Raw genomic sequence first — 17,539 nt, forward strand, 5'->3', positions numbered from 1 at the left:
AGAGATTCGATGCGCATCATAGTAGGCATAGCCTTCGTCGGCATTCTGTACAGCTTGGCTTCCGCCCTGATCTACCTGATGAGGGATACCGGCAATAGCAAGCGCATGGTCTACGCGCTGACGGCCCGGATCGGCCTGTCGGTGCTGTTGTTCCTGTTCGTGCTGTTCGCCCATTGGATGGGCTGGATCCAGAGCACCGGCCTGCGTTGACCGGTCCGCGCCAGGCGGCGCGACATCTGGACGGCCGCGGCGGCCCTGACGGGCAGGCCCCTGTCCGGCCCACCGGAAGGCCCTAGCCTGCTAGTGTGCCAGCGCCCCACCCACCCCGGAAGCGGCCAACTGTCGCAGGCGGCGCGAGGGCAGATCAACGCTCCCTCACACACCCGCCCCCCACTCCAGGGCACTGCGGATCCGGCTTTGCCGGTCCGCTGGTGCCGCCCCTACGGGGCCCGGCGCCGGGCCGCCCCAAGGCGGGTCCCGGCCCCCTCGGGGGGCTGCCGCGTAGCGGCTGGGGGCTCACCATGCTGGGCGCGCGTCAGCGCGTAGGGGGGATCCCTTCTAGAACCAGTAGACGAAGAGGTACAGGCCCAGCCAGACCACGTCGACGAAGTGCCAGTACCAGGCGGCGCCTTCGAAACCGAAATGGTGGGTAGCCGTGAAATCGCCCCGGATCAGGCGGCGCAGCATCACCGCCAGCATCAACGCCCCCATGGTGACGTGGAAGCCGTGAAAGCCCGTCAGCATGTAGAAGGTGGAGCCGAAGGCGCCCGAGGTCAGCTTGAGGTTCAGCTCGGTGTAGGCGTGGAAGTACTCATAGGCCTGGAAGCCCATGAAGGTCGCGCCCAGCAGGATGGTGACGAACAGCCAGAACGCGGCCTTCGTGCGGTTGCTGGCCAGCAGCGCGTGGTGCGAGATGGTCAGCGTCACGCCCGAGGTCAGCAGCAGGGCCGTATTGATGGTGGGGATCCAGAAGGGTCCCATCGCGGTGAAGGGCTCGATGGTCCCGGCCGGGCCGGTATTGGGCCAGGCGCCGGCGAAATCGGGCCACAGCACCATGCGGGTGTCCAGGTCGGACAGCCAGGGCGTCGTGATCGCGCGGGCATAGAACAACGCGCCGAAGAAGGCCGCGAAGAACATGACCTCGGAGAAGATGAACCAGCTCATGCTCCAGCGGTACGAGACGTCGACGCGCTTGCTGTAGAGCCCGCCGGTGGACTCGGCGATGGCGTCGCCGAACCAGCGGTAGAGCACGAAGAGGAAGCCGAGTACGCCGGCCAGCACGAACCATGGGCCGACGCTCACGCTGTTGACCCACAGGGCCATGCCCAGCAGGAAGAACAGCAGTGCCAGGCTGGCCGTGGCGGGATGCACGGATGGAGCCGGCACGAAATAGTACGGCGCCTCCTTGCCCGAAACCGAGTGACTTGCACTCATCTCAACTCTCCTTCGCGAATTCCACAAAACCGCACATGATTCGGAGACGGCCGTCCCGGCCATCCTTGTTGTTCTAGCCGACGACCGTCCTGACGATCAACAGCAGCACTACCACAAACACCACCGCCATCACGACACCGGCGATGATGACGTAGATCGGATTGAGCTTGGCGGCGTCGTTGCGGTAGTCCGCCCCCCGCCGCAAGCCCGTGAAGGACCACAGCACCGCACCCAGGGTCTGGAAGAAATTGAGCTTGCGGCCGGCCGCCGATTTCAGATCGTCGCTCAACTCTTGCCTCCGGACTCGGCGGGCCGCGCGTCGGCTGCCGGCGCGCCCACCTCGAAGAACGTGTACGACAGCGTGATCGTATTCACATCCTTCGGCAGCTTGGGGTCCACCACGAACACCACCGGGAACTGGCGCGTCTCGCGCGCTTTCAGGTCCTGCTGGGAAAAGCAGAAGCATTCCAGCTTCTTGAAATACTGGCCGGCCAGCATGGGTGCATAGCTGGGGATGGCCTGCCCCGCCATTTCGCGGTCCTGCTGGTTGGCGATCTCGTAGACGATGGTCGCCAGTTCGCCCGGATTGACGTCCATGGACGACTGCACCGGACGGAACCGCCACGGACCGTGGATGTTCGCATCGAACACGATCTTGACGGTACGGCTGGTATCGACCTGCGTATTGCGCGCGAAGGCGGCGGCATCGGCGTCGACCTTGGTCAACACGTTGATGCCGGTCACCTCGCAAATGGCGCGGTACATCGGAACCAGTGCATAGCCGAAGCCGAACATCATCGCGATGATGACGGCCAGCTTGCCCAGCATCCGGCTGTTCTCGGATGCGGGTTTGGCGGGTTGCCTGGAGTCGGGAGGCGTCATGGGGGCACCTGCGACACGTATCGGGTCAGCCGAGGAAGACCTTGCGCAGGATCACCGCCAGGAAAAACGCGGCGACCAGAGCTGCGAGTGCAAGGCCCGTGCGCCGGTTGCGGCGGCGCTGCTCGGACGTGACCATCTACTTGACCTGGGGCGGCGTTTCGAACGAATGGTACGGCGCCGGCGAAGGAAGGGTCCATTCCAGGCCGCCGTCCTCGGCGCCCCAGGGATTGGCGGGAGCGGGCTCGCCATGGCCCCGGTAGGCCTTCAGCACGACGTACAGGAACAGCAGTTGCGACAGACCGAACCAGAAGGCGCCAATGGTGGCGATCTGGTGGAAGTCGGTGAACTGGGCGGCGTAGTCCGCGTAGCGGCGGGGCATGCCGGCCAGGCCCAGGAAGTGCATCGGGAAGAACGTGATGTTGAACGAGATCAGCGAGGACCAGAAGTGGATCTTGCCCAGCTTCTCGTCGTACATCACGCCCGTCCACTTGGGCAGCCAGTAGTAGGTGCCGCCGAACAGCGCGAACAGCGAACCGGCCACCAGCACGTAGTGGAAGTGCGCCACCACGTAGTAGGTGTCCTGCACCTGGATGTCGATGGGCGCGACGGCCAGGATCAGGCCGGTGAAGCCGCCCATCGTGAACACGAAGATGAAGCCGATCGCGAACAGCATCGGCGTCTCGAAGGTCATGGAACCGCGCCACATGGTGGCCAGCCAGTTGAAGATCTTCACGCCCGTGGGCACCGCGATCAGCATGGTCGCGTACATGAAGAAGAGCTGGCCGGTAACGGGCATGCCGGTCGTGAACATGTGGTGGGCCCACACGATGAACGACAGGATGGCGATCGAGGCCGTGGCATACACCATGGAGGCATAGCCGAACAGGCGCTTGCGGGCGAACACCGGGACGATGGCCGACACGATGCCGAACGCCGGCAAGATCATGATGTAGACCTCGGGGTGCCCGAAGAACCAGAAGATGTGCTGGTACATGACCGGGTCGCCGCCGCCGGCCGCGTTGAAGAACGAGGTGCCGAAGTGGCGGTCGGTCAGCACCATGGTGATGGCGCCGGCCAGCACGGGCATCACGGCGATCAGCAGGTAGGCGGTGATGAGCCAGGTCCAGCAGAACAGCGGCATCTTCATCAGCGTCATGCCGGGCGCGCGCATGTTCAGGATGGTCACGATAATGTTGATCGAGCCCATGATGGACGAGGCGCCCATGATGTGGACCGCGAAGATCGCGAAGTCCATGCCCGGTCCCATCTGGACCGACAGCGGCGCATACAGCGTCCAGCCCGCGGCGGTGGCGCCGCCGGGCACGAAGAACGAAACCGTCAGCAGGATGGCGGCCACGGGCAGCAGCCAGAAGCTGAAGTTGTTCATCCGCGCGAAGGCCATGTCCGAGGCGCCGATCTGCAGCGGGATCATCCAGTTCGCGAAGCCCACGAAGGCCGGCATGATCGCGCCGAACACCATGATCAGGCCGTGCATGGTGGTGAACTGGTTGAACAGTTCGGGCTGGAAGAACTGGATGCCCGGCTCGAACAGCTCCGTGCGCAGCAGCAGCGCCAGCAGTCCGCCTTCCAGTAGCATCGTGAAGGAAAAGATCAGGTACATCGTACCGATATCTTTGTGGTTCGTGGCGAACAGCCAACGCCGCCAGCCAGTCGGATGACCGTGGGCGTGGTCGTCATGATCGTGCCCGTGGGCGTGATCGATCGCGGTGCTGCTCATGATGGCTCCTTGCTGCTCCGTACTGCTGTCTTCGCTATCGTGACGAAGGCGCTCAATATGTGAAAACTGAACCGGTACTGCATGGCCGCCCCCTCGGGGCGGCGGCGCGTCCTTAGCGGGCCGACTTCACATCGGCGGGCTGCACGACGGGATCCTGGCCCTTGCCCGCGTTGCTCCAGGCATTGCGGGTGTAGGTGATGGCCGCGGCGATCTCGACGTCGGACAAGTGCGCGAACGAGGCCATGGCGGTGCCGGGACGGCCCTTCAGCAAGGTTTCGATCTGCTTGTCCTTGGGGCCCAGTACGGTCGGGTCGGCGTCCAGCGCGGGGAAGGTGCCCGGCACGCCCTTGCCGTTGGCCTGGTGACAGGCCACGCAGTTGGACGCGAACACCTTTTCGCCGCGGGTTTTCAGTTCGTCGGCCGTCCAGGTCTTGTTGGGGTCGTCGGCTTGCGCGGCCAGCTTGGCCTTCTGCTCCTCGACCCACTTACTATAGTCTTCCTGGGACACGACCTTCACGACGATGGGCATGAAGGCGTGGTCCTTGCCGCACAGTTCCGCGCACTGGCCGCGGAATTCACCGGTTTTCTCGGCACGGAACCAGGTGTCGCGCACGAAGCCGGGAATGGCATCCTGCTTGACGCCGAAGGCCGGCACCATCCAGGCGTGGATGACGTCGTTGGCGGTGGTGATGACGCGGACCTTCTTGTTGACCGGCACGACCAGGGGATTGTCGACCTCGATCAGGTAGTTGTCGCCCTTGGGCTCGGTACCGTTGCGCTGCTCGATCGGGGTGGACAGGTTGGACAGGAAGGAGATGCCCTCGCCTTCGCCGTTAAGGTAGTCGTAGCCCCATTTCCACTGGTAGCCGGTGGCCTTCACCGTCACGTCGGCATTGGACGTGTCCTTCATCGCGACCACGGTCTTGGTGGCCGGCAGGGCCATGCCGATGACGATCAGGAACGGAATCACGGTCCAGGCGACTTCGACGCCTATGCTCTCGTGGAACGACGCGGGCTTGGCCCCGCGCGACTTCCGGTGCGCCCAGATGGAATAGAACATCACCGCGAACACCGCGATGAAAATGACCATACAGATGGCCAGCATCATCCAGTGCAGCCACTCGATCTGCGCGGCGATGCTGGTGACAGGCTCGTGCAGATTGAGCTGATTGACTTTCGGGCCGCCCACGCTGTCGTTGACGGCAAATGCTGCGTTGCCGGCCAGCATGCTGACCATCAACGCCCCCAACGACCCACCCAACCACTTCTTCATGTCCGACCTCGAAGAACAGCGTTTAGTGTTATTCAGGCAGCCGACACCGTGCGCAGCTTGCGCGGGCCCCCACCGCCACAAAACTCCTCACCATGCGCCGTGGAAAATAATTATGTTGCTAGCGCATAGAATCGCAAGATTATACGGGGTGCCAGACGGGACCAGCAACCCGAGCCACTTTGAGCAGGCTCAGCGCACCCCGCCGCGCCCTATGGACGAGACCGGAACATGCGTCTCGCCGGGCGCCGACCGGTATGACGCGGCACGCCACGCATGGCCGTACGCGACTTCGGCGGTCAGGCGGATCAGGCCGTCCGGCCCGCGTCCCGCCTCGATGGCCTCGACCAGCCGCGCGCGCCACGCGGGCGTGGCCAGCCCCCTCCTGCGGCCGCGCGCGGGATTGCCGCCCAGCCGCCGCACGTCGTCGAGCAGGCTGTCGGCGTGCCGGTAGGTGAAGGTAAGCACCTCCTGGTCCATGACCGGATCCGCGAAGCCGTTCTCGATCAGCAGATCGCCGAAATCGTGCATGTCGACGAACTCGGGCGTGACCGTATCCAGGCCGGCCCGCGCCACCGCCTCGCGCAGCTCGCGGAACGTCGCGGGCCCCAGGCAGCTGAACATCGCCAGCCCGCCCACGCGCAGCAGGCGGCGCCATTCGGCCAGCACCGCGTGCGGCTCGGGGTGCCAGTGCAGGGCCATGTTGGACCAGACGAGATCGAGCGACTCGGGCGGCAGGCCCGTGGCGGCCATGTCGGCCTGGACGAACGCCGGCAGCGGCGGCGCGCCGCGGCCGGCCAGCTTGAGCGCGGAATGGCGCAGGCGCGCGCCCATCGACGCAGGAAGGTGCAGCCGGCGCGCATGGGCCAGCACGGCCGCGCTCAGGTCCACGCCGGTATAGGCGGCCCCGGGATAGCGCGCCTGGAGCCGCTCCAGCGCCGCGCCGGCGCCGCAACCCGCGTCCAGCATGGCTTTCGGCGCCAGCCGGATGTATTCCAGGCGCTCGAACATACGGGCGCCGATCTCGCCGTACAGGAACTGCGCCGCCTCCAGGTCGCCCCGGCGCCCGAACTGCAGCGCCACGTGCTCGCGCGCCAGGGGCAGCGTCGGCAGGCGTTCTGGATGGGAGCTTTCTGTCATTGCAACACGCACGAAAATCCAAGGAATTCCTAAACTGCGGCGCAAAAGCGCCCGGACGCGGTAGCCGCGTCCACCCTCCATGATGCCACCGACAGGTTTTTCATGCCCACACCCTTCCCCCTGCCGCGCTGGCGGCACCTGGCGGCGCGCCTGCGCGCGCTCGTGCCGTCCGACTGCCCCCTGTGCGCCAGCCGCGGCCGCGGCGGCATGCTGTGCGCCGCCTGCGAGGACGCCGCCTGCCGGACCGCCCGCACCCTACCGGGCCTGGGTTTGCCGTGGCGCTGCGCCCGCTGCGCGCTGCCCCTGCCGGAGCACGACACCGCCTGCCCCGACTGCGCGGACCTCGTGCCGGCGTTCTCGCGCACCATCATCGCCTTCGACTACGCGCCGCCGGCCGACGCCCTGGTGCTGCAATTGAAGAACGGCCGCCGCTACGGCCGCGCCGACCTGCTGGGCAACCTGCTGGCCGAGGCCGTGCGCCACCAGCCGCAACCCCTGGAGTCCGGGACCGTATTGGTTCCCATTCCCGCCTCGTTCGCGTCGTTGCGGCGACGCGGCTTCAATCCCGCCGCCGAGATCGCCCGCGCCCTGGGCCGCGACCTGGCGCTGCCGGTGCGCCACGACCTGCTGCGCCGCCGCCGCGAACAGGCCAAGCAGAGCGGCCTGGGGCGCCTGGGCAGGCGCGAGGCGGTGCGGGGGCTGTATGCTTGCGCGCCGCAGGCCCGGGGGCTGTGCGTCGGGCTGGTGGACGACGTCATGACCACGGGCAGCACCCTGCACGCGGCGGCGGCCGCGCTGCGGATGGCCGGGGCCGCCTCGGTGGTCGCACTGGCCGTGGCGCGCACCCCGGGGCAATTTCCCGCCGGTTTGCGTGCCAGGCCGCGGGCAGAATGTCGGGACTGAGGCAACAAACGATTTCGATCGATTTCAAACCCGGGCTTCTTGTCAACACATTGCGCCGCAACTGGAATACCTTAGAGGGCGCCGCGATCCGGGGCATTTTCCCCGCGGCGCGAATCAGGCAAGCCTTATCTGGAACTCCATGGCCGACATTCCCCCCCAGCCCGAACGGGCTCCGTCGTCTTCCCCGTCGAACGGCAAGAAAAAACAGCGCTGGCTCTGGCTGGCGGTCGTGGTCGCCCTGGCCGGCGGCGGATACTGGTGGTGGCACGCGCGCCAGCAGGCGGCGCCCGAAGCGGGCAAGCCAGGCGTCGGCGCGCCGCGCGGGCCGGGTGGACCAGGCGGGCCGGGCGGCTTCCAGGCCGCCACGCCGGTCCGGGTCTCGCCCGCCCGGGCCGAGGACATGAAGGTCTACCTGAAGGCGCTGGGCACGGTCACCGCGTACAACACGGCCACGGTGCGCAGCAAGGTGGACGGTGAACTGCAGAAGATCCTTTTCCAGGAAGGCCAGTTCGTCAAGGCCGGCGACCTGCTGGTGCAGATCGACCCCCGCCCCTACCAGGTGGCGCTGGCCCAGGCCCAGGGCACGCTGGAACAGAACCGCGCGCAGCTCGACAACGCGCGGCGCGACCTGGAACGCTACCAGACCCTGTACGCGCAGGATTCCATCGCGCGCCAGCAGGTGGACACGCAGGTGGCCCTGGTGCGCCAGTACGAAGGCACGCTCAAGACCAACCAGGCGGCGGTGGACAACGCCAAGCTGCAGCTCGACTACACCCGCGTCGCCGCGCCGATCTCCGGCCGCCTGGGCCTGCGCCAGGTCGACCTGGGCAACCTCGTGCGCAGCAGCGATACCAACGGCCTGGTCATCATCACCCAGACCCAGCCCATCTCGCTGCTGTTCACCATTGCCGAGGGCGATCTGCCCGACGTGCTGGCCCAGCTGCGGGCGGGCAAGACGCTGGCCGTCCAGGCCTATGACCGGGCCGACGTGCGCCACCTCGCCGACGGCGTGCTGACCACGGTGGACAACCAGATCGACACGACCACCGGCACCGTCAAGCTCAAGGCCCGCTTCGAGAACAAGGACGAGAGCCTGTTCCCCAACCAATTCGTCAACGCCCGGCTGCACGTGCGCACGCTGGCCGGCGCCACGGTCATTCCCGCCGGCGCGGTGCAGCGCGGCACGCCGGGCACCTTCGTCTATGTGGTCAACGACGACAACACCGTCTCGCTGCGCGTGATCAAGCTCGGCCCGAGCGACGGCGAGCGGGTATCGGTGCAGGAAGGCCTCAAGCCCGGCGACCGCATCGTGGTCGAGGGCGTGGACCGCCTGCGCGACGGCGCACCGGTGCAGGTCGTGACCGGCGGCGAGGCCGTGCCCGAGGCGGCCGGCTCGCAGTTGCAGCGCGGTGCCGGCCAGGGCGCGCGCCGCCGCGGCAACGGACGCGCGGCGCCATGAATCCGTCGCGGCTGTTCATCCTGCGCCCGATCGCCACGTCGCTGGCGATGCTGGCGATCCTGCTGTCGGGCCTGATCGCCTACAAGATGCTGCCGGTCTCGGCGCTGCCCGAGGTCGACTATCCGACCATCCAGGTGGTGACGCAGTATCCCGGCGCCAGCCCCGACGTCATGACCTCGCTGGTGACGGCGCCGCTGGAACGCCAGTTCGGCCAGATGCCCGGCCTGAACCAGATGTCGTCCATCAGTTCGGGCGGGGCCTCGGTCATCACCCTGAAGTTCAACCTCGACCTGCCGCTGGACGTGGCCGAGCAGGAGGTCCAGGCGGCCATCAACGCCGGCTCGAACCTGCTGCCCAACGATCTGCCCGCGCCGCCCATCTACAACAAGGTCAATCCCGCCGACACGCCGGTCCTGACGCTGGCGATCAGCTCGCCCACGCTGCCGCTCTACCAGGTGCGCGACCTGGTGGACACGCGCATGGCGCAGAAGATCTCGCAGGTCTCGGGCGTGGGCCTGGTCAGCATCGCCGGCGGCCAGCGACCGGCCGTGCGCATCCGCGCGAACCCGCGCGCCCTGGCCTCGGTGGGGCTGAACCTCGGCAACGTGCGCACCGCCATCACCGGCGCCAACGTCAACCAGCCCAAGGGCAACTTCGACGGCCCCAGCCGCGCCACCACGCTCGACGCCAACGACCAGTTGAAGACCATCGAGCAGTACCGCGACCTGATCATCGCCTACGCCAACAACGCGCCGGTGCGGCTGTCGGACGTGGCCGAGATCGAACGCGACGCCGAGAACACCCGCCAGGCCGCCTGGGCCGACGGCCAGCCGGCCATCCTTTTGAACGTGCAGCGCCAGCCCGGCGCCAACGTGATCCAGGTGGTGGACAACATCCGCAAGCTGCTGCCCGACCTGCAGGCGGCGCTGCCCAGCACGCTGGACGTGGCCGTGCTGTCGGACCGCACCGAATCCATCCGCTCGTCCGTCAAGGACGTGCAGTTCGAGCTGCTGCTGGCGGTCGCGCTGGTGGTCATGGTCACCTTCGTGTTCCTGCGCAATCTCACGGCCACCATCATTCCCAGCGTGGTCGTCCCGTTGTCGCTGATCGGCACCTTCGGCGTCATGTACCTGGCCGGCTTCAGCGTCAACAACCTCACGCTGATGGCGCTGACCATCGCCACCGGCTTCGTGGTGGACGACGCCATCGTCATGATCGAGAACATCGCCCGCTACCTGGAACAGGGCGAGACGCCGGTGCAGGCCGCCCTGAAGGGCGCGGCGCAGATCGGCTTCACGCTGATCTCGCTGACGTTCTCGCTGATCGCCGTGCTGATTCCGCTGCTGTTCATGGGCGACGTGATCGGCAGGCTGTTCCGCGAATTCGCCATCACCCTGGCGGTCTCCATCCTGATCTCGCTGGTGATCTCGCTCAGCCTGACCCCCATGATGTGCTCGAAGTACCTGCGCCACATCCCCGACGAGGAGCAGGGCCGGTTCTACCGCAAGAGCGGCGAATGGTTCGACCGCATCATCGCCGGCTACGACCGCATGCTGCGCTGGGTGCTGTCGCACCAGCCGCTGACGCTGCTGGTCGCGCTGGGCACGCTGCTGCTGACCGTGCTGCTGTACGCCGTCATTCCCAAGGGCTTCTTCCCCCAGCAGGACACGGGCGTCATCCAGGCCATCAGCGAAAGCTCGCCGTCGGTGTCCTTCGCCGCCATGGCGCGGCGCCAGCAGGCGGCGGCCGAGGTCATCCTGCGCGATCCGGACGTGGCCAGCCTGTCGTCCTTCATCGGCGTGGACGGCACCAACGCCACGCTCAATGCCGGCCGCCTGCAGATCAACCTGAAGCCGCACGGCGAACGCAGCGCGTCGGCGGCGCAGGTGATCGCCCGCCTGCAGCCGCAGCTGGACAAGCTGGAGGACCTGCGGCTGTACATGCAGCCGGTGCAGGACCTGACCATCGAGGACAGCGTCAGCCGCACCCAGTACCAGTTCACGCTGCAAGACCCCGATCTGGACACGCTGGGCACCTGGACGCGCAAGCTGGTCGAGCGGCTCAAGCAGCTGCCGCAACTGGCCGACGTGACTCACGACCTGCAGGACCGCGGCCTGCAGACCTACGTCGAGATCGACCGCAACGCCGCCTCGCGGCTGGGCGTGACGGCGGCCGACATCAACAACGCGCTGTACGACGCGCTGGGCCAGCGGCTGATATCGACCATCTTCACCCAGGCCAACCAGTACCGCGTGGTGCTGGAGGTCGCGCCGCAGTTCCGGCAGGATCCGTCGTCGCTGTCGCAGATCTACGTGGCCACCAGCGACGGCAAGCAGGTGCCGCTGACCAACATCGTGCGGGTGTCCGAGCGCACCACGGCGCTGTCGATCAGCCACCTGGGGCAATTCCCGTCGGCCACGGTGTCGTTCAACCTGGCCCATGGCGCCTCGCTCAGCGGCGCGGTCGACGCCATCCTCCAGGCCGAGCACGAGATCGGCATGCCGCTGGGCATCCAGACCAGCTTCCAGGGCGCGGCCCAGGCTTTCCAGGCCTCGCTGAACAGCACCCTGCTGCTGATCCTGGCCGCCATCGCCACGATGTACATCGTGCTGGGCGTGCTGTACGAAAGCTACATCCACCCCATCACCATCCTGTCCACCCTGCCCTCGGCCGGCGTGGGCGCGCTGCTGGCGCTGATGATCGCGGGCAGCGATCTGGACATGATCGGCATCATCGGGATCATCCTGCTGATCGGCATCGTGAAGAAGAACGCCATCATGATGATCGACTTCGCGCTCGAGGCCGAGCGCAAGCAGGGCATGGCGCCGCGCGACGCCATCCACCAGGCGGCGCTGCTGCGCTTCCGGCCGATCCTGATGACCACCTTCGCCGCGCTGTTCGGCGCGGTGCCGCTGATGCTCAGTACCGGTAGCGGCGCCGAACTGCGCCAGCCGCTGGGCATCGTGATGGTGGGCGGCCTGCTGTTCAGCCAGCTGCTGACGCTGTTCACGACGCCGGTCATCTACCTGATGTTCGACCGCCTGGGTCATGCGATGAACCGCAGGCGCGAGCGGCGCACGGTCTCGGTGGGCCAGCCGGGCGGCACGGCATGAACATCTCCGCGCCGTTCATTATGCGGCCGGTGGCCACGGTGCTGCTGGCCATCGCGGTGGTGCTGGCCGGCGCCCTGGCCTTCGTCAAGCTGCCTGTCGCGCCACTGCCGCAGGTGGACTTCCCCACGATATCGGTGCGCGCCAGCCTGCCCGGCGCCAGCCCCGAGACCATGGCCTCCAGCGTCGCCACGCCGCTGGAGCGCTCGCTGGGCAGCATCGCCGGCATCAGCGAGATGACCTCGCGCAGCACCCAGGGTTCGACCAGCGTCACCTTGCAGTTCGACCTGAGCCGCGACATCGACGGCGCCGCGCGCGACGTGCAGGGCGCCATCAATGCTGCGCGCACCATGCTGCCCAGCTCGCTGCGCAGCAACCCGACCTACACCAAGCGCAACCCCGCTTCCGCGCCCATCATGGTGCTGGCGCTGACCTCGCCCACGCTGGACCAGGGTCAGCTCTACGACGTGGGCTCGACCATCCTGGCGCAGCGCATCGCGCAGATCAAGGGCGTCAGCGACGTCCAGGTCGGCGGCAGCTCGCTGCCGGCGGTGCGGGTGGAACTGAACCCGACCGCGCTCAACCAGTACGGCATCGCGCTGGACGAGGTGCGCACCGCGTTGAACAACGCCAACGCGCGCGGACCCAAGGGCGTGCTCGAGAACAGCGACACGAGCTGGCAGGTCGCCACCAACGACCAGTTGCGCAAAGCCTCCGAATATCGCCAGCTGATCGTGGCCTACCGCAACGGCTCGCCGGTGGTGCTGAGCGACGTGGCGCGGGTCGAGGACTCGGTGGAAGACCTCTTCAACATGGGGTTCCTGAACAACAGCCCCGCCATCCTGCTGGTGGTGGGCCGCCAACCCGCCGCCAACATCATCGAGACCGTGGACCGCATCCGCGAGGCGCTGCCGCAGATGCGGGCGCTGTTGCCGGGCGACGTCGCGCTCACGGTGGCGCAGGACCGCACGCCCAGCATCCGCGCCTCGCTGGCCGAGGCCGAGCACACGCTCGTCATCGCCGTCATCCTGGTCATCCTGGTGGTGCTGCTGTTCCTGCGCAACGTCCGCGCCGCCATCATTCCCAGCGTGGCGGTCCCGGTCTCGCTCATCGCCACCTTCGCCGTCATGTACCTGTGCGGCTATTCGCTCAACACCATGTCGCTGATGGCGCTGATCGTCGCCACCGGCTTTGTGGTGGACGACGCCATCGTCGTGCTGGAGAACATCTCGCGGCACCTGGAGGCCGGCATGTCGCCGCTGCGAGCCGCCCTCGTGGGCTCCCGCGAGGTCGGTTTCACGGTGCTGTCGATGAGCCTGTCGCTGATCGCGGTGTTCATCCCCATCCTGCTGATGGGCGACATCGTCGGCCGGCTGTTCCGCGAATTCTCCGTCACGCTGTCCGCCGCCATCCTGATGTCGCTGATCGTGTCGGTCACGCTGACGCCCATGATGTGCGCCCGCATGCTGCGCCCCGTGCGCGAAGCGCGGCCCCCGGGGCGGATCTCCCGCCTGATGGAAGCCGGCTTCGCCGGCATGGCGCGGGGCTACGGCCGGGCGCTGCACTGGGTGCTGCGCCATTCGCTGCTGACCCTGATCGTGCTGGGCGTGGTGGTCGGGCTCAACGTGTACCTGTACGTGAAGGTGCCCAAGGGCTTCTTCCCGCAGCAGGACACGGGCCAGCTCATGGGCTTCATCCGCGCCGACCAGGGCACGTCCTTCCAGGCCATGCGCCCCAAGCTGGAGTACTTCCGCAAGGTGGTGCTGGCCGATCCGGCGGTCGAGAGCATGGTCGGCTACAGCGGTGGGCGCGGCGGCAGCAACACCAGTTTCATGATGATCCAGCTCAAGCCCCTGGCCCAACGCAAGGTATCCGTGGACGACGTGATGAACCGGCTGCGCGGCAAGCTGGGCAACGTGCCCGGCGCGCGCATGTTCCTGATGCCCAACCAGGACATACGCATCGGGGCGCGCATGTCCAACTCCAGCTACCAGTATTCGCTGAAGGCATCGGAGCTGTCGACGCTGCGGACCTGGATGCCGCGCGTCCAGCGGGCGCTGGCGGCCCTGCCCGAACTGACCGACATCGACGTGGACGTCGAGGACAAGGGCCGGCAGATCTCGCTGGAGATCGACCGCGAGACCGCGACGCGGCTGGGGGTGAACATGTCCATGATCGCCGCGGTGCTGAACAACTCGTTCAGCCAGCGGCAGGTCTCGGTCATCTACAACCCGCTCAACCAGTACCGCGTGGTCATGGAGGTGGACCAGCGCTTCGCCCAGAACGCCGACGCGCTGCAGCAGGTCACCGTCATCACCTCGACCGGCGCCCGCGTGCCGCTGTCGGCCTTCGCGAAGTGGCGCACCACCAACGCGCCGCTGAGCGTCTCGCACGAGAGCCAGTTCGCCGCCGACACCATCGCCTTCAACCTGGCCCCGGGCGTATCGCTGGAACAGGCCACCCGCGCGGTCAACGAGGCGGTGGCCCGCATCAGCCTGCCGACCACCGAGATCCAGGCGGGCTTCGCCGGCAGCGCCAAGGCGCTGCAATCGTCGCTGAGCGCCCAGCCCTGGCTGATCCTGGCCGCCCTGGTCACCATGTACCTGGTGCTGGGCATGCTGTACGAGAGCTACATCCATCCGCTGACCATCCTGTCCACCCTGCCCTCGGCCGGGCTGGGCGCCCTGCTGGCGCTGATGATGCTGGGCCGGGAGTTCTCGCTGATCGCGCTGATCGGGGTGTTCCTGCTGATCGGCATCGTCAAGAAGAACGCCATCATGATGGTGGACTTCGCGCTGGATGCCGAACGGCGGCGCGGCCTGAGTTCGCGCGAGGCCATCCACGAAGCCTGCCTGATGCGCTTCCGTCCCATCCTGATGACCACCATGGCGGCCATCCTGGGCGCCGTGCCGCTGGTGATCAGCACCGGCGCCGGCGCCGAGCTGCGCCAGCCGCTGGGCATCACCATCGTCGGCGGGCTGGTCGTCAGCCAGCTGCTGACGCTGTTCACCACCCCGGTGGTCTATCTGTACCTCGACCGCCTGCACTGGCGGGCGCAACGGCGCTGGGGCCGGCCGCGATCGGCGGGCCTCGCGCTACCCGGAGACAATCTATGACCAAGACGTGGCCTGCCGTGGCGGGCACGCCCTGCCCTTCCCCGCTTGCCGATCGCCGCCCGCCGCGGGCCGGCGGCGCGCGCCTGGCCGCATGTGCCGCGCTGGCCGCCCTGCTGGCCGGATGCGCCATGGGGCCCGATTACGTGCGGCCGACCGTGAACAGCGGCGTCCAGTTCAAGGAAGCCGCCGGCTGGAAGGCCGCCGAGCCTCGCGACGACGTGGGCCGCGGCCCGTGGTGGGAGGTCTACGGCGACCCCGAGCTGTCGCGCCTGATGGCGCAGGTCGAGACCGCCAACCAGACCATCGCGCAGGCCGAGGCGCAGTACCGGCAGGCGCTGGCCACCGTGCAGGCCACGCGCGCCGGGCAGTTCCCCACGCTGAGCGGCAGCGCCTCGGCCACGCGCAGCGGTACCGGCACGAGCAGCAGCACCACCACCAACAGCAGCGGCGTCGTCATCAGCCAGGGCGGCTCGCAAAGCATCCGCAACCAGTACAGCATGAGCGCCACGGCCAGCTGGGAAGCCGACTTGTGGGGCCGCATCCGCCGCAGCATCGAGGCCGACACCGCCAGCGCGCAGGCCAGCGCGGCCAACCTGGCCAACGCCCACCTGAGCGCGCAGGCCGAACTGGCGCGCAACTACTTCCAGTTGCGCATCATGGACGAGCAGCAGCGCCTGCTGGAAGCCACCATCAAGGTCTATGAACGCTCGCTGCGCCTGAACGAGAACCGCTATGCGGTGGGCGTCTCGGCCAAGGCCGAGATCGCCCAGGCCCGCACCCAACTGGAATCGACCCGGGCCCAGGCCGTGGACCTGCGCTGGCAGCGCGCCCAGCTCGAGCACGCCATCGCCATCCTGGCCGGCCAGCCACCGTCCGAGTTCAGCCTTGCCCCCACGACTTTCCAGGCCATGCTGCCGGCGGTCCCGGTGGGCCTGCCCTCGGAACTGCTGGAGCGCCGGCCCGACATCGCCGCGGCCGAACGCCAGGTCCAGGCGGCCAACGCGCGCATCGGCGTCGCCAAGGCGGCCTACTTCCCCTCGTTGACCCTGTCCGCCTCGATGGGCTATCGCAGCTCGCAGTTCTCGGACTGGCTGACCGCGCCGGCGCGCTTCTGGTCGCTGGGCCCCTCGCTGGCCGCGCCGCTGTTCGACGCCGGCCTGCGCCGCGCGCAGACCCGCCAGGCCGAAGCCACCTACGACCAGCAGGTGGCCGCCTACCGGCAGACCGTGCTGTCCGCGCTGGGCGAGGTGGAGAACTACCTGTCGCAACTACGCGTGATGGAAGAGGAACAGGTCGTGCAGCAGCGCGCCCTGGATGCGGCGCGCGAATCGCTGCGGCTCACCACCAACCAGTTCGAATCCGGCCTGATCGACTACCTGAGCGTGGTCACCGTGCAGACCTCGGCGCTCAGCAACGAGCGCACCGCGCTGTCATTGCTGGGCAATCGCCTGACCGCCAGCGTGAACCTGATCGCCGCGCTGGGCGGAGGCTGGCATGCGGACGCCCTGGCGTCCACGCGGGACGGCGCTCAGGCGGATTCGTCCACGCGGTGACGGCCGGCCCGGCGTGCGTCAGACGTCCACGACGGGAACAAAGCCGCCGAATATCATGCGCTTGCCATCGAAAGGCATGGTCTCGCCCATGGCCTTCATGCGCGGATCGGACATCATCTTCTGGTTGGCGGCATCCCGCACTTCCTTGGACGGATACTCGAACCAGCTGAAGACGACCACTTCGTCTTCCTTGGCCTGCACGGCCCGGCGGAAATCGGTCAGCTTGCCGTCGGGCACGTCGTCGCCCCAGCACTCGACCATGCGCGTGACGCCGAATTCCTTGAACAGCGGCGCCGCGTCGGCGGCGTGCTTGATGTACTGCTCCTTGTTGGCGGCCGGCACGGCCACGAGGAAACCCTCCACATATTTCATCGCCATCGTCGATCTCCTTTGCGGGTGTGGCGGTCCGCCCCCGCGGCGGACCGGCCTTCATTGGCGATCATGCCTCGCCAATTTGACATTTATGTTGATATCAACATAATAGCTTCATCATGTCAAAGAAAATTCCGTTCGACGCCACGCAGGAAGTGCGCGACACCTGCCTGTGCCTGCACGTGCAGCGCGCGGCGCGGGCGCTGGCCAAGCGCTTCGACGATGCCCTGCGGCCCGCGGGCCTGACCAATGGGCAGTTCTCGCTGCTGATGGCGTTGAACCGTCCGCAACCGCCCTCCATCGCACCGGTGGCGACGCTGCTGGCGATGGACCGCACCACGCTGACGGCCGCGCTCAAGCCGCTCGAGCGCGACGGCATGGTGCGGATCGAGATCGATCCCGACGACCGCCGCAGCCGGTTGCTGGTCCTGACCGACGCGGGCCATCTTGCGCTGGCCCGCGCCCTGCCGATCTGGCGGGCCACGCACGCGGACGTCGAGGCCGGATTGCCGGACCAGGACGCGGATCGGCTGCGCGCCAGCCTGCGCGCGCTGGCTTGAGC

15 protein-coding genes are annotated in these 17,539 nt (G+C 67.6%); 7 read left to right on the top strand and 8 right to left on the bottom strand.

Going from position 1 to position 17,539, the window contains the following annotated elements; translation table 11 throughout:
* Positions 1–9: 9 nt before the first annotated feature.
* Positions 10–210: a twin transmembrane helix small protein gene (locus EGT29_RS24965; protein ID WP_124691527.1), complete on the top strand. Its 201-nt coding sequence runs from the start codon at positions 10–12 to the stop codon at positions 208–210.
* A gap of 348 nt (positions 211–558) precedes the next feature.
* Here EGT29_RS24965 and EGT29_RS24970 read toward each other — a convergent pair whose 3' ends face one another.
* From EGT29_RS24970 to EGT29_RS24995, 7 genes are all read right to left on the bottom strand, one after another.
* Positions 559–1,434, bottom strand: coding sequence for a cytochrome c oxidase subunit 3 (locus tag EGT29_RS24970; protein ID WP_124691528.1), 876 nt, complete (start codon positions 1,432–1,434; stop codon positions 559–561).
* Positions 1,435–1,507: 73 nt separating this feature from the next.
* Positions 1,508–1,723 carry a DUF2970 domain-containing protein gene (locus tag EGT29_RS24975; RefSeq protein WP_087838631.1) on the bottom strand — a complete coding sequence of 72 codons (216 nt, stop codon included), beginning with the start codon at positions 1,721–1,723 and terminating at the stop codon, positions 1,508–1,510.
* The gene (locus EGT29_RS24980) at positions 1,720–2,316 is read right to left on the bottom strand and encodes a cytochrome c oxidase assembly protein (RefSeq protein WP_124691529.1); all 597 of its coding nucleotides are present in this window, start codon (positions 2,314–2,316) and stop codon (positions 1,720–1,722) included. Before EGT29_RS24980 ends, EGT29_RS24975 begins: the two co-directional genes overlap by 4 nt.
* Positions 2,317–2,341: 25 nt before the next feature.
* On the bottom strand, positions 2,342–2,452 hold the full coding sequence (locus tag EGT29_RS28820; protein ID WP_238160194.1) for a cytochrome oxidase small assembly protein: 111 nt from the start codon (positions 2,450–2,452) through the stop codon (positions 2,342–2,344).
* Positions 2,453–4,054, bottom strand: coding sequence for a cytochrome c oxidase subunit I (gene ctaD / locus EGT29_RS24985; protein ID WP_124691530.1), 1,602 nt, complete (start codon positions 4,052–4,054; stop codon positions 2,453–2,455).
* 112 nt (positions 4,055–4,166) lie between these two features.
* On the bottom strand, positions 4,167–5,327 hold the full coding sequence (coxB, locus tag EGT29_RS24990; protein ID WP_124691531.1) for a cytochrome c oxidase subunit II: 1,161 nt from the start codon (positions 5,325–5,327) through the stop codon (positions 4,167–4,169).
* Positions 5,328–5,516: 189 nt separating this feature from the next.
* Positions 5,517–6,464 (bottom strand): methyltransferase domain-containing protein, encoded by a 948-nt coding sequence (locus tag EGT29_RS24995; protein ID WP_124691532.1) that lies wholly within the window; start codon positions 6,462–6,464, stop codon positions 5,517–5,519.
* Between the two features lie 102 nt (positions 6,465–6,566).
* Between EGT29_RS24995 and EGT29_RS25000 the strand changes: the two genes are divergently transcribed.
* From EGT29_RS25000 to EGT29_RS25020, 5 genes are all read left to right on the top strand, one after another.
* Positions 6,567–7,367 (top strand): ComF family protein, encoded by an 801-nt coding sequence (locus EGT29_RS25000; protein ID WP_124691533.1) that lies wholly within the window; start codon positions 6,567–6,569, stop codon positions 7,365–7,367.
* Between the two features lie 139 nt (positions 7,368–7,506).
* A complete protein-coding gene (locus EGT29_RS25005) occupies positions 7,507–8,826 on the top strand; it encodes an MdtA/MuxA family multidrug efflux RND transporter periplasmic adaptor subunit (RefSeq protein WP_124691534.1) in 1,320 nt (439 codons plus the stop codon).
* Positions 8,823–11,939, top strand: coding sequence for an MdtB/MuxB family multidrug efflux RND transporter permease subunit (locus EGT29_RS25010; protein ID WP_124691535.1), 3,117 nt, complete (start codon positions 8,823–8,825; stop codon positions 11,937–11,939). Before EGT29_RS25005 ends, EGT29_RS25010 begins: the two co-directional genes overlap by 4 nt.
* Positions 11,936–15,052, top strand: coding sequence for a multidrug efflux RND transporter permease subunit (locus tag EGT29_RS25015; RefSeq protein ID WP_124691536.1), 3,117 nt, complete (start codon positions 11,936–11,938; stop codon positions 15,050–15,052). The genes EGT29_RS25010 and EGT29_RS25015 overlap by 4 nt, the downstream gene beginning before the upstream one ends.
* A complete protein-coding gene (locus EGT29_RS25020) occupies positions 15,049–16,605 on the top strand; it encodes an efflux transporter outer membrane subunit (RefSeq protein WP_124691537.1) in 1,557 nt (518 codons plus the stop codon). The genes EGT29_RS25015 and EGT29_RS25020 overlap by 4 nt, the downstream gene beginning before the upstream one ends.
* A gap of 18 nt (positions 16,606–16,623) precedes the next feature.
* Here EGT29_RS25020 and EGT29_RS25025 read toward each other — a convergent pair whose 3' ends face one another.
* Positions 16,624–16,977 (bottom strand): DUF1428 domain-containing protein, encoded by a 354-nt coding sequence (locus EGT29_RS25025; RefSeq protein WP_124692502.1) that lies wholly within the window; start codon positions 16,975–16,977, stop codon positions 16,624–16,626.
* A 119-nt stretch (positions 16,978–17,096) separates the two neighbouring features.
* Between EGT29_RS25025 and EGT29_RS25030 the strand changes: the two genes are divergently transcribed.
* Positions 17,097–17,537 (top strand): MarR family winged helix-turn-helix transcriptional regulator, encoded by a 441-nt coding sequence (locus tag EGT29_RS25030; protein ID WP_124691538.1) that lies wholly within the window; start codon positions 17,097–17,099, stop codon positions 17,535–17,537.
* Positions 17,538–17,539: the final 2 nt, after the last annotated feature.

The sequence above is a fragment of the Pigmentiphaga sp. H8 genome (assembly GCF_003854895.1).
Classification (GTDB): domain Bacteria; phylum Pseudomonadota; class Gammaproteobacteria; order Burkholderiales; family Burkholderiaceae_B; genus Pigmentiphaga.